This is a genomic window from Thermochromatium tepidum ATCC 43061 (assembly GCF_009664085.1).
GTDB lineage: Bacteria > Pseudomonadota > Gammaproteobacteria > Chromatiales > Chromatiaceae > Thermochromatium > Thermochromatium tepidum.
The window spans coordinates 1,788,173-1,800,644 of sequence record NZ_CP039268.1 but is presented as its reverse complement, the minus strand read 5'-3'; the positions used below and the strand labels follow the sequence as shown (position 1 = coordinate 1,800,644).

General features: G+C 60.2%; 11 protein-coding genes and 2 tRNA genes. All 13 read left to right on the top strand.

Annotated elements, in window-relative coordinates:
- Positions 1-333: 333 nt before the first annotated feature.
- Positions 334-993, top strand: coding sequence for an adenylate kinase (adk, locus tag E6P07_RS08150; protein WP_153975149.1), 660 nt, complete (start codon positions 334-336; stop codon positions 991-993).
- Positions 994-1,111: 118 nt separating this feature from the next.
- Positions 1,112-1,483, top strand: a complete 372-nt coding sequence (trxA, locus tag E6P07_RS08145; RefSeq protein ID WP_153975148.1) for a thioredoxin — start codon at positions 1,112-1,114, stop codon at positions 1,481-1,483.
- 72 nt (positions 1,484-1,555) lie between these two features.
- A complete protein-coding gene (locus E6P07_RS08140) occupies positions 1,556-2,083 on the top strand; it encodes a DUF1249 domain-containing protein (protein WP_153975147.1) in 528 nt (175 codons plus the stop codon).
- A 101-nt stretch (positions 2,084-2,184) separates the two neighbouring features.
- Positions 2,185-2,655 carry an Rrf2 family transcriptional regulator gene (locus E6P07_RS08135; protein WP_153975146.1) on the top strand — a complete coding sequence of 157 codons (471 nt, stop codon included), beginning with the start codon at positions 2,185-2,187 and terminating at the stop codon, positions 2,653-2,655.
- Positions 2,656-2,786: 131 nt separating this feature from the next.
- Complete coding sequence (gene prmB / locus E6P07_RS08130; protein WP_153975145.1) at positions 2,787-3,710, top strand: 50S ribosomal protein L3 N(5)-glutamine methyltransferase; 924 nt, start codon at positions 2,787-2,789, stop codon at positions 3,708-3,710.
- A 144-nt stretch (positions 3,711-3,854) separates the two neighbouring features.
- Entirely contained in the window at positions 3,855-5,240 is a 1,386-nt protein-coding gene (gene hemN, locus E6P07_RS08125; RefSeq protein ID WP_153975144.1) for an oxygen-independent coproporphyrinogen III oxidase, read from the top strand.
- A gap of 206 nt (positions 5,241-5,446) precedes the next feature.
- Positions 5,447-6,730 (top strand): trigger factor, encoded by a 1,284-nt coding sequence (tig, locus tag E6P07_RS08120; RefSeq protein ID WP_153975143.1) that lies wholly within the window; start codon positions 5,447-5,449, stop codon positions 6,728-6,730.
- Positions 6,731-6,822: 92 nt separating this feature from the next.
- Positions 6,823-7,470: an ATP-dependent Clp endopeptidase proteolytic subunit ClpP gene (gene clpP / locus E6P07_RS08115; RefSeq protein WP_153975142.1), complete on the top strand. Its 648-nt coding sequence runs from the start codon at positions 6,823-6,825 to the stop codon at positions 7,468-7,470.
- Positions 7,471-7,716: 246 nt separating this feature from the next.
- Entirely contained in the window at positions 7,717-8,976 is a 1,260-nt protein-coding gene (clpX, locus tag E6P07_RS08110; RefSeq protein ID WP_153975141.1) for an ATP-dependent Clp protease ATP-binding subunit ClpX, read from the top strand.
- A gap of 338 nt (positions 8,977-9,314) precedes the next feature.
- The gene (lon, locus tag E6P07_RS08105; protein WP_153975140.1) at positions 9,315-11,774 is read left to right on the top strand and encodes an endopeptidase La; all 2,460 of its coding nucleotides are present in this window, start codon (positions 9,315-9,317) and stop codon (positions 11,772-11,774) included.
- Between the two features lie 186 nt (positions 11,775-11,960).
- Positions 11,961-12,233 carry an HU family DNA-binding protein gene (locus tag E6P07_RS08100; protein ID WP_153975139.1) on the top strand — a complete coding sequence of 91 codons (273 nt, stop codon included), beginning with the start codon at positions 11,961-11,963 and terminating at the stop codon, positions 12,231-12,233.
- A gap of 16 nt (positions 12,234-12,249) precedes the next feature.
- A tRNA-Val gene (locus tag E6P07_RS08095) sits at positions 12,250-12,325 on the top strand.
- Between the two features lie 6 nt (positions 12,326-12,331).
- A tRNA-Asp gene (locus tag E6P07_RS08090) sits at positions 12,332-12,408 on the top strand.
- The last annotated feature ends 64 nt before the right edge of the window (positions 12,409-12,472 follow it).

The window sequence follows — 12,472 nt, the reverse complement described above, 5'->3', positions numbered from 1 at the left end:
GCTGGACATCCGAGGACGACCTGGGTGTTCGTCGCCGTCTGGCTCAGCCATCGAGACACACCACATTCAGCGATCGACCCAAGGAAGCCTAATATTCGGCTGCTTCGAGTAGTCGCCCCGCCGGCGGGCGTGGCATACTGCATCTGATGTGGATTGTTCATCCAATAACCTAAGGAAACGCTGATTCAATCCCCTCTCCCCTGCGGGTCGGCGGGGGAGAGGGCAGGGTGAGGGGGGCAATGAAGTCATGTGCTTATTTCCCTCTCCCCGACCCTCTCCCAGAGGGGAGCTATTCAGTGCTTTCCTAACTGTTCCAGTTAAGGAGATCTCAGTATGCGAATCATCCTGCTCGGCGGTCCAGGCGCGGGTAAGGGCACCCAGGCCGGCTTCATCAGGGCGCATTTCGATATCCCACAGATCTCGACCGGCGACATGCTGCGCGCGCACGTCAAGCAGGGTACCGAACTGGGTCAGGCCGCCAGGAAGATCATGGACGAGGGCGGTCTGGTCTCAGACGACATCATCCTCGGCATGGTCAAGGAGCGTATCGCCGAGCCCGATTGTGCCAAGGGGTTCCTGTTCGACGGCTTTCCGCGGACCCTGGCCCAGGCCGAGGCGCTCAAGGAGGCCGGAATCTTTATCGACGCCGTGGTCGAGATCGAGGTGCCGGACGATGAGATCATCAAGCGTATGTCTGGTCGGCGCGTGCACCTGGCCTCGGGTCGCACCTATCATGTCGTCTTCAATCCACCCAAGGTCGAGGGCCTCGACGACGAGACCGGCGAGCCTTTGATCCAGCGTGACGACGATCGCGAAGAGACCGTCAGGGCGCGTCTTCGGGTCTATCATGATCAGACCGAGCCGCTGATCGGTTATTATTCTGCCTGGGCCGAACGGGGTGGAGAGGGTGCCCCACGCTATCTCAAGATCCACGGCATCGGGAAGGTCGAGGACATCCGCGACCAGATCATCGCCGGACTCCAGGCGCTCTGAGAATGCCTGAGCGCCTTTTCCCTTCCGTGTTTCCAATCCCGACCCCGGGTGTCGGGCCACGGGAGCCGCTCTATCTGTTAGTATCAAATTCACTTTTCACCCCAAGCCGAGGCTCCCAATGGCCGTCGTCGAACTCAATACCGCCAATTTCGAATCAACCATCCAAAACAATGCCTTCGTGGTCATCGACTTTTGGGCGCCCTGGTGCGGCCCCTGCCGTTCCTTCGCGCCCGTCTATGAGAAGGTCTCGGAAGACTTCCCGAACATCGTCTTTGCCAAGATCAACACTGAGGAAGAGCAGGGGATTGCAGCCCATTTCCAGATTCGTTCCATTCCGACCCTGATGATCTTCCGCGACCAGATCATCATCTTCGCGCAGGCCGGCGCGCTGCCCGAGGGTTCCTTCCGTGCCTTGCTTACCAAGGCCAGTGAACTCGACATGGACGAGGTGCGGCGCAAGATCGAGGAACAGTCGAGCGCTCGGGCCTGAACGATTAACGCCCAAGGTGTGAGGCCGTTGACTCCTCAAACCGTCCAGACGATCGCATCGTGCTCGCTATCGATGCAATTCAGACCCGACCGCGCCTTTTTCCTGAAGCTGATCATGGGTCATCCGGATATTGGTGCCCTGATGAGCCTGTGCGAGGAAAATTTCGTCCTGCTGCGACGTCTGGCACCTGGATTGAACACCTATCCGAACGGACAGTATCTCTCACGACGTCCGGGGGTTGTCGATCTGCATCTTGGGATCGAGCAACAGGCACGCTACACCACGCTGGTGCATCTGACCCATCGTTTCACGGATGCAGAGACACGGGAGACCCATTTCGACCCAGACGCCCGACTGCGCGTCTACTACGACGCCCGTCAGGTCGAGGTGCTGGAGCTACGCCAATCCATCCTGCCGTTGCGTACCAGATATGCCCATCCAGCCCTGGCCGACAAATGGCGGGCCAATCTGTTCCTGTCCAAATGGCTGATGTTCTGTCTGCGTCAGGGGCATGGTTTCGCGCCCAATCAGAGCCCGATTGATGGACAGCGATCGCCAGTCGCCGGTGCGTCGCCGGCTTGTCTCGCCCAGTCTTCGTAGCCACCCTGATCGACTCATGAACGAGCCATGCTTGAAATAAGGGAATTGTTGACTAATTTAGTCTAGTGACAATTCTCATCCCCCAAGTAGGCCTGACTACCATGAGACTATCGACCAAAGGCAGATACGCTGTGACCGCCATGCTCGACCTGGCCCTGCACGCCGGCCAAGGACCTGTGACGCTGGCAGACATCTCATCCAGCCAAGGCATCTCGCTGTCCTATCTGGAACAACTGTTTGCCGCCCTGCGCGCCAAGAAGCTGGTGCGCGGCGTGCGCGGCCCGGGCGGAGGCTATTATCTGGGTCGCGCGCCGAGCGAGATCTCGATCGCCAACATCATCTGCGCTGTCGACGAGTGGGTGGAGCTGACGCGTTGCGGTGGGCGCCAGAACTGCCATGAAGGCCAGCGCTGTCTGACCCACCATCTCTGGGACCAGCTGAGCGACGAGATCTTCAATTTTCTGAGCAACATCTCGCTTCAGGATCTGGTTGAGCGGGGCGGGCATCCCAAGCTTGAATCCGCCGCGTCGTGCGCCACGCTCGAACCCGAAAAACAGCGGCGCGCGGCCTAATCCCATTTCCGGCACTGAAAAAACTGTCCCGCCAGTGGTATGCTTCTTAGTCTCTATCCAGGCCGCCCGCCGACTTGATCGGCGGACGGCTTGGCCTTTATCAATCCTAGCTTGACGATATCATGGGCGCCATGGCAGAGCAGCCGGACGGTTTGATCTCGATTCAGGACTTCGTGCGCTGGGGCGCGAGCCGCTTCAACGCGGCTGGCCTCCACTTCGGGCACGGCACCGACAATGCCATCGACGAGGCGACACTGTTGGTGCTGAGCGCCCTGCACCTTGATCCCAATCTGCCAGCGAACTTCCGCGATTGCCGGCTCACTCTAGCCGAGCGGGTGCGCGTCTGCGAGCTCATCGAGCGCCGGGTTGTCGAGCGCGTGCCGGCGGCCTATTTGATCGGACGTGCCTGGTTTGCGGGGCTGGAGTTCCGGGTCAACGAACAGGTGCTGGTGCCGCGCTCGCCGATCGCCGAGCTGGTCGAGGCTGGATTCGATCCCTGGATCGACGCCGATCGCGTGCGCCGGGTACTGGACCTGGGGACCGGCAGTGGTTGCATCGGTATCGCGACAGCGGTCTATCTGCCGGATGCCGATGTCGATCTGGTCGACATCTCGCCTGAGGCCCTGGTCATCGCACGCGACAACGTCGAGCGTCACGGCGTCGGTGATCGGGTGCATGTGTTTGAGTCCGATCTGTTCGCCGCGCTCGGGGATCGGCGTTACGACGTGATCGTCTCTAACCCACCCTATGTCTCGCGTGCCGAATTCGAGGCGCTGCCGGCCGAGTACCACAACGAACCCCATCTGGGTCTGCTGGGCGGTGAGGACGGGCTCGACATTGTGCTGCGGATCCTCGACGAGGCGGCCGCTCATCTCAACGAGCGCGGCATCCTGGTCGTCGAGGTCGGCAATTCGCTGCCGTCTCTAGAGTCGCGTTTGCCGGGCCTGCCCTTCACCTGGATCGAATTCGAGCGCGGTGGGGAGGGGGTGTTTCTGCTCACGCGCGAGCAACTCCTCGAATTCCAGCCGCTCATCGAGGAGGCGCTCTATTCTTGAAATAGATATTTCCACATCCCGCCGACGCAGCGGCCGAATGTCAACGCACCAGATTCGGACACGGCGGGGACGATGCCTGAACAGGCCCTACACGATGGGCCGCGCGGGAGTCAGTGATGCCCGATGCGGCTGGAGGATTGAACGGTGGAGCAAGGCGTTTCCTTCGATCTTGATTTGATTCGTCGCTACGACCAGAGTGGTCCGCGCTATACCTCGTATCCCACGGCGGTCGAGTTCGACGAATCCTTCGACGAGGCGGCCTACAAGGCGGCCTGTGCGCGCAGCAACGCGAGTGGCCGTCCGCTCTCGCTCTATTTCCATATCCCCTTTTGCGACACGGTTTGCTTCTATTGCGCCTGCAACAAGATCGCGACCAAGGATCGTTCGCTCGCACCGCCCTATCTGGAGCGCGTCCATCGCGAGCTGGCGATGCAGTCGGCGCTGTTTGACCGCTCCCGTGTCGTCGAGCAGCTGCACTGGGGCGGTGGTACCCCGACCTTTTTGAACCATGATCAGATGGTCGAGCTGATGGAGGTGACGCGCCGATACTTTACCCTGGCCGATGACGAGGTCGGTGAGTTTTCGATCGAGATCGACCCGCGCGAGGCCGATGCCTCCACGGTCAAGCTGTTGCGCCGGATCGGCTTCAATCGCATGAGTCTTGGTGTGCAGGACTTCGACGAGCGGGTGCAGGCGGCGGTCAATCGCTTCCAGACCGAGGCCCAGACCATGGCGGTGCTGGAGGCGGCGCTCGCCGAGGGCTTCCGCTCGACCAGTATCGATCTCATCTATGGCCTGCCGTTCCAATCGGTCGAGAGCTTCATGAAGACCCTGGACCGCGTCATCGAGGTCGGTCCCCAGCGTCTATCGATCTTCAACTATGCCCACCTGCCCGAGCGCTTCAAACCGCAGCGGCGCATCAATGCAGAAGATCTGCCGCCGCCCCAAGTCAAACTGGACATCCTGCAATCGACCATCGCGCGTCTGACCGAGGCCGGCTATGTCTTCATCGGGATGGACCACTTCGCCCGTCCCGACGACGAGCTGGCCATCGCTCAGCGTGCCGGTACCCTGTATCGCAATTTCCAGGGCTATTCGACCCATGCCAACTGCGATCTGATCGGCATCGGCGTGACCTCGATCGGCATGATCGACAACACCTACGGCCAAAACCGCCGCGAACTCGATGAGTATTACGCCGATATCGACGCTGGGCGTCTCGCTATCTTCCGGGGGCTTGAGCTCAACCGCGACGACCTGATCCGGCGCGATGTCATCACCCGGCTGATCTGTCATTTCCAGCTCGACAAGGCGTCGGTGGCGGCCAAGTGGGGCATCGTCTTCGATGACTACTTCGCCGACAGCCTCGCCAAGCTCAGGGTCATGGAGGACGATGGTCTGGTGTCGGTCGATGCCGACATGATCCGCATTCAGGCGCGTGGTCGGCTGCTGGTGCGCAACATCTGCATGGCCTTCGATGCCTATCTGGCGGAAAAGACCGGGCCGATCGGCTTTTCCAAGGTCATCTGAGCACGGCTGGACGCTGGAGGCACATGACAGTCTCCAGCGGCGGACGGGAGATGCGCCGGCAGTGAGGCGGTTAGGGCCGCTGTCAAGCGCGTGATTCATGCTATACTACACCGCTTTTGAAGGCGTCCGCCCAGGTGGATGGGCGGTGGCGTCGAGATTATTTTGGTAGGCGTGGCGCACCACTTGGCGTCCGCGGGAGAGATTCAATGCGAGTGTCGGTTGAAGCGGGCGAGGGACTTGAGCGACGGATGCGGGTCGATCTGCCGTTTGATGAGGTCGGTGCCGAGGTCGAGAAACGGTTGCAGCAGCTTGCGCGTCACGCCAAGTTGCCGGGTTTTCGTCCCGGTAAGGTCCCGCTGAAGGTGCTGCGTCAACGCTACAACGCCGAGCTGCACCAGGAGGTCTTCGGCGACATGGTGCAGAAGACCCTCTATAAGGCCTTCGAACAGGAGTCCTTGATCCCAGCTGGCCTGCCGCAGATCGAACCCGATCTTGACATCGCCGCCGGGCGCATGGCCTATACTGCCATCTTCGAGGTCATGCCCGAGATCAGGCTCGCCTCGGTGCAAGACAGGGTCATCAAGCGCCCCGTATGCGAGCTCACCGATGCCGATCTGGACGACATGATCCAACGCCTACGCGCGCAGCGCAAGACCTGGGAGCCGGTCGATCGTCCGGCCCAGCAGGGCGATCAGCTGAGCGTCAGCTTCGTCGTTAAGGTCGATGGCGAGCCATTTGAAGGCAGCGCCGTCACGGATTTCAAGCTCGAACTCGGCTCAGGGGGTCTGATTCCAGGTTTTGAGGAGGGGCTAATCGGCGCGACCCCGGGTGAGACGCGCACGCTCGACCTGACCTTCCCCGAGGACCATCAGACCAAGCCTCTGGCCGGTAAGCCGGCGCGCTTCGAGGTGACCATCGACTCGATCGCTAAACCGCGTCTGCCCGAGCTCGACGCCGAGTTCGTCAAGGGCTTCGGGATCGAGGACGGCGACCTCGAGCGTTTTAGGGCCGATGTACGTCGCAACATGGAGCGCGAGTTGAAGGAGCGTCTTATCGCCCGCACCAAGGAGCGTGTGATGGACATGCTCTACGAGGCCAATCCGATCGAACTGCCCAGGGTACTGGTCGAGAGCGAGCAGCGCACCCTGGCCAAGCAGATGCGTCAGGCCCTGGGCGGCGGCCAGATGTCGCTGCCGCCTGAGAGGTTGGAATCTGATGCCAAGCGTCGGGTTGCTCTGGGCCTGATCTTGGGGCAGATCATCCGCGACAATGACATCAAGGTCGATCCCGAGCGCGTGCGCGAGACCGTCGAGCATATAGCATCGAGCTACGAGCACCCGCAGGAAGTGATCGATTACTACTATGCCGATGAAGGGCGTCTAGGCCCGATTCGGGCATTGGTTATTGAGGATCAGGTAGTCGATCTGATACTCAAGCAGGCCCGGGTTGAGGACGAACCCCTGACCTTTGCACAGCTCACCGAGCAATAGTTCGTTGGTCAGGCCGCCCAATCGACGGTGGTGACCAGATAGCGTGGTCCAGTGGTCCGCCTTTATCAACGATTCGAGTCACAATTCCAGTCATGAGCATATCCTTAAGTCGCACCGATTGGCAGCCCCAAGGTCTGGGGCTAGTGCCCATCGTGGTCGAGCAGACCGCGCGCGGCGAACGCTCGTTCGATATCTATTCGCGTCTACTCAAAGAACGGGTCATCTTTCTCGTCGGTCCGATCGAGGACCACATGGCGAATCTGGTGGTGGCGCAGTTGCTGTTCTTGGAGTCAGAGAATCCGGACAAAGACATCCATCTCTACATCAATTCGCCCGGCGGTTCGGTCACGGCTGGTCTGGCAATCTATGACACCATGCGTTTCATCCGCCCCGACGTGAGCACCATGTGCATCGGTCAGGCAGCGAGCATGGGCGCACTGCTGTTGGCCGGTGGTGCAGCGGGCAAGCGCTTTTGTCTGCCGCACTCGCGCATGATGATCCATCAGCCGCTCGGCGGCTTCCAGGGGCAAGCGACCGACATCGAGATCCATGCGCGTGAGATCCTCTATATCCGCGATCGACTGAATCGGATCCTGTCCCATCACACGGGTCAGCCGATTGAAAAGATTGCTGAGGATACGGAGCGCGATCGCTTCATGGACGGCGAGACGGCACGTGAATACGGCTTAATCGATCAGGTCATCATCGAGCGCGGTCCGGCGCCCGCCAAGAAGTCTTGAACATCGCTGTCCAGTCTTCAGGATCCGAAATACTGAAACAAGCATCGAAAGACCCCTCTCGTGTCGATGGCAGGGCGACCTTCCAGAACCCGAACGTCCCAGGCGTTTCAATCCGGCCAGGTTGATCGGAATCAAGGTTTAGAGCCAAGTTTCTTGCCATATCCCCCCAAATGGTTATGATTGAGCCCGCCTCATTCGGGAATGCAGGAGTCGCATCCCTCACAGCCCCCCGGAGATCTACACCCGATGAGTAAGAGCGACGACGGTAAACTGCTCTATTGTTCCTTCTGCGGTAAGAGCCAGCACGAGGTGCGCAAGCTCATCGCGGGTCCCTCGGTGTTTATCTGCGATGAATGCGTCGAACTCTGCAATGACATCATCCGTGAGGAGATGGAGGAGAACACTGCTGAGACGACCAGTCATCTGCCCAAGCCGCGCGAGATCAAGGCCAAACTCGACGAGTTCGTGATCGGGCAGGAAAAGGCTAAGAAGGTCCTCTCGGTCGCTGTCTACAACCACTACAAGCGGCTTGAGGTCGCCGAGGCCAAGGAAGACATCGAGATCGCCAAGAGCAACATCCTGCTCATCGGTCCGACCGGCTCGGGCAAGACCCTGCTCGCTGAGACACTTGCGCGCCTGCTCAATGTCCCTTTCACCATCGCCGATGCCACCACCCTGACCGAGGCCGGTTATGTCGGCGAGGATGTGGAGAACATCATTCAGAAATTGTTGCAGAAATGCGACTATGACGTCGAGAAGGCGCAGACCGGCATCGTCTATATCGACGAGATCGACAAGATCTCGCGTAAGTCAGACAACCCTTCGATCACGCGCGATGTCTCAGGTGAGGGCGTGCAGCAGGCGTTGCTCAAACTCATCGAGGGCACCATCGCCTCGGTGCCGCCGCAGGGTGGGCGCAAGCATCCGCAACAGGAGTTCCTCCAGGTCGACACCTCCAATATCCTGTTCATCGTCGGCGGCGCCTTCGCGGGTCTCGACAAGGTGATCCAGAACCGCTCCAAGAAGACCGGCATCGGCTTCTCGGCCGAGGTCCAGAGTAAGGACGACAGCCGCCAGCTCAGCGAGCTGTTGAGCGCAGTGGAGCCGGAGGATCTGATCCGCTATGGTCTGATCCCTGAGTTCGTCGGTCGTCTACCGGTCATGGCCACCCTAGAGGAACTCGACGAGGCGGCCCTGATGCGTATCCTTACCGAACCCAAGAACGCGCTGGTCAAGCAGTATGCACGGCTGTTCGAGATGGAGGGTGTGCAGCTTGAGATCCGCGACGACGCCCTGCGTGAGATCGCTCGCAAGGCCATGGAGCGCAAGACCGGCGCGCGTGGTCTGCGAACCATCATGGAACAGGTGCTGCTCGACACCATGTACGATCTGCCCTCCATGGATCATGTCAGCAAGGTCGTCATCGACGCCTCGGTCATCAATGGTGAGAACAAGCCCTTCCTGATCTACGAGCGGATCGAAAAGCAGGCCGTCGCAGCGGATTGACCAAGACGTTTCGTTTGTTTGAACCGCAAAGAACACAAAGGACGCCAAGAATTTTTCCGGCCACAAGGCCGCGGTTGTGGTGCCGGATCTGCAATCCGAATGCCTGCTGTCCTTGGTGCCTTTGCGGTTTCAAAATCCAAGATCCACCCGATCGCAGGAGGCGGGTCGATTGACTCACTGGGCCCCAGGCATTGAAGAGCCTGTCTCAAGCCCCGATCCTGTTGTCAGACTCAATCATCCCGACGTCGTCCCGTGCGCGGATCCGTAACAGCCACCCCTGGCCCACGGCTGACGCGCCCTATCCAGTGCAACGTCGCTTCTAACGAGAACAGGTTTTCATGTCTCAAAATACCCTAGATTCCAATCGTGAGCGATCCATTCCTCAGGAAGTCCCTGTGCTTCCGCTGCGGGATGTGGTCGTCTATCCGCATATGGTCATCCCGCTATTCGTCGGGCGCGACAAGTCGATTCGTGCGCTCGATGCGGCCATGGCCGCCGACAAGCAGATCCTGCTGATTGCGCAGAAGAGCGCCGATGTCGACGAACCGCGCGTCAAGGATCTCTATGAGATCGGCACCCTGGCCAACATCCTCCAGCTGCTTAAGCTTCCCGACGGCACGGTCAAGGTGCTGGTCGAGGGTAGCCGGCGTGCCCGGATCGACCGCTTTCTGACCACGGAAGGGGCCTTCTCGGCACTCATCTGCCCCCTGTCCGAGACCCTAGGGATGGACGAGCGCGAGCAGGAGGTCCTGATGCGCTCAGCCCTGGCGCTGTTTGACCAGTACGTCAAACTCAACAAGAAGGTACCGCCCGAGGTCCTGACCTCGCTGGCCAGTATCGAGGACGCCGGACGGCTCGCCGACACCATGGCCGCGCACATGACCCTCAAGCTCGATGAGAAGCAGCGTGTGCTCGAGATGATTGATGTGCCGGCGCGGCTTGAGCATCTGATGGGCTTGATGGAGGCCGAGAACGACATCCTCCAGATGGAGAAGCGCATCCGGGGGCGTGTCAAGCGCCAGATGGAGAAGAATCAGCGCGAGTACTATCTCAACGAGCAGATGAAGGCGATCCAGAAGGAGCTGGGTGAGCTGGAAGACGCGCCCAACGAGATCGAGGATCTGGGGCGACGCATCGAGGCCGCGGGGATGCCGCGCGAGGTCAAAAACAAGGCGCTCGGCGAACTCAACAAGCTCAAGCTGATGTCGCCGATGTCGGCCGAGGCGACCGTGGTACGCAACTATATCGATACCCTGGTCAGCGTGCCTTGGAAGAAGCGCACCCGTATCCGCAACGACATCAAGGTTGCGGAGGCCGTGCTCGACAAGGATCACTACGGACTGGAGAAGGTCAAGGAACGCATCCTCGAATATCTGGCCGTACAGCAGCGGGTGCGCAAGCTCAAGGGACCGATCCTGTGTCTGGTTGGACCGCCTGGTGTCGGCAAGACCTCATTGGGACAATCGATCGCGCGTGCCACCAACCGCAAGTTCGTGCGCATGTCGCTCGGCGGCGTGCGCGACGAGGCTGAGATCCGCGGCCATCGCCGCACCTATATCGGCGCCCTGCCGGGGAAGATCATCCAGAACCTGTCCAAGGCCGGTTCGCGCAATGCCTTGTTCTTGCTCGATGAGATCGACAAGATGGCTATGGATTTTCGCGGCGATCCAGCCTCGGCACTGCTTGAGGTGCTCGACCCCGAACAGAACCACACCTTCGCCGATCACTATCTGGAGGTGGACTTTGATCTGTCCGAGGTCATGTTCGTGGCCACGGCCAACACGCTCAATATCCCACCGCCGTTGCTCGATCGCATGGAGGTCATCCGCCTCTCGGGTTACACCGAGGACGAGAAGGTCGCCATCGCCGAGCGCTATCTGGTGCCCAAGCAGATCCGCAACAATGGACTCAAGATTGGCGAGTTGCAGATACGCGAAAACGCGCTGCGCGACATCATCCGTCATTACACCCGTGAGGCGGGCGTGCGTAATCTGGAGCGCGAGATCTCCAAGATCTGTCGCAAGGTGGTGAAGGAGATCCTGCTCAAGAAGCGCGACGTGCCTACGGTGATCACGCCCAAGTCGCTGGAGAGGTATCTCGGCGTGCAGCGCTATCGCTATGGCCGTGCCGACGAGCACGATCAGATCGGTCAGGTGACTGGGCTGGCCTGGACCGAGGTTGGCGGTGAGCTCCTGCGGATCGAGGCGGCGCTGGTCCCCGGCAAGGGGAAGTGCACCTATACGGGACAGCTCGGCGATGTCATGCAGGAGTCTATCCAGGCGGCGCTGACCGTGGTGCGCGCCCGCACGAACGCGATCGGCGTATCTGCGGACTTCCACAATAAGTTTGACATTCATATCCACGTCCCCGAGGGCGCCACGCCCAAGGACGGCCCGAGCGCGGGCGTGGCCATGTGCACGGCCCTGGTCTCGGCCCTGACCAAGATCCCAGTGCGCTCCACGGTTGCCATGACCGGCGAGATCACACTGCGCGGCGAAGTACTGCCGATCGGCGGGCTGAAAGAAAAACTGCTCGCGGCCCATCGCGGCGGGATCGAGACCGTCATCATCCCGCTAGAAAACGAGCGCGACCTTACCGAAATCCCCAAGAACATCAAGCAGCATCTCAAGATCCATCCAGTGCGCTGGATCGACGAGGTGCTCGATCTGGCCCTGACCCAGCATCCAGCCCCCATCGAAACCAAGATCGATGGGGAAGAACCAATTATGGAAGCAGACGATGTGCGTGAGGGGACAGCCGAGTCCGGACGCGACCAGGGGGCGCGGCTGCATCACTGAGTCTGGCGCAATTGATGGTTGCTTCGCGCGCCCGTCGCGCATTAGGATGCTTGAACGATCGAGGCGCCCCGCCGCGGGGCGCGCGGGCCTTTCGGACGATCGATAGACCACAACATATCCGGCGACCGGGCGCGGCTCGACGCTGATCATTTCAGGCATAAAACTGGGGATTTACAGGGGAATTCTATGAATAAATCGGAACTCATCGAAAAAATGGCCGAGGCTGCCGACATCTCCAAGGCGGCGGCCGGCCGTGCCCTAGATGCCTTCATTGATTCGATTGCTGTTGCGCTGAAGGAGGGGGATACCGTATCATTGATCGGGTTTGGCACATTTTCCTTAAAAGAGCGCGCAGCCCGTACCGGTCGCAATCCGCAGACAGGTGCTACCATCGAAATCAAGGCATCGAAAACGCCCTCGTTTAAGGCTGGTAAGGCGCTCAAAGACGCGGTACAATGACACCCTCGCTTCACGAGGGTGCTTAGCTCAGCTGGGAGAGCATCGCCCTTACAAGGCGAGGGTCGCAGGTTCGATCCCTGCAGCACCCACCAGGATCTGGAGCGGTAGTTCAGTTGGTTAGAATACCGGCCTGTCACGCCGGGGGTCGCGGGTTCGAGCCCCGTCCGCTCCGCCAACTTCGGTCAACGGGGTATCCATCGCAACTGGATACCCCGTTTTTGTTTCCGGACACTGGATCT

Coding starts and splice junctions, on each gene's coding strand:
- prmB (WP_153975145.1), top strand. CDS start 2,787: ATGGCAGAGCAGCCGGACGGTTTGATCTCGATTCAGGACTTCGTGCGC.
- trxA (WP_153975148.1), top strand. CDS start 1,112: ATGGCCGTCGTCGAACTCAATACCGCCAATTTCGAATCAACCATCCAA.
- E6P07_RS08100 (WP_153975139.1), top strand. CDS start 11,961: ATGAATAAATCGGAACTCATCGAAAAAATGGCCGAGGCTGCCGACATC.
- clpX (WP_153975141.1), top strand. CDS start 7,717: ATGAGTAAGAGCGACGACGGTAAACTGCTCTATTGTTCCTTCTGCGGT.
- E6P07_RS08140 (WP_153975147.1), top strand. CDS start 1,556: ATGCAATTCAGACCCGACCGCGCCTTTTTCCTGAAGCTGATCATGGGT.
- adk (WP_153975149.1), top strand. CDS start 334: ATGCGAATCATCCTGCTCGGCGGTCCAGGCGCGGGTAAGGGCACCCAG.
- E6P07_RS08135 (WP_153975146.1), top strand. CDS start 2,185: ATGAGACTATCGACCAAAGGCAGATACGCTGTGACCGCCATGCTCGAC.
- tig (WP_153975143.1), top strand. CDS start 5,447: ATGCGAGTGTCGGTTGAAGCGGGCGAGGGACTTGAGCGACGGATGCGG.
- clpP (WP_153975142.1), top strand. CDS start 6,823: ATGAGCATATCCTTAAGTCGCACCGATTGGCAGCCCCAAGGTCTGGGG.
- lon (WP_153975140.1), top strand. CDS start 9,315: ATGTCTCAAAATACCCTAGATTCCAATCGTGAGCGATCCATTCCTCAG.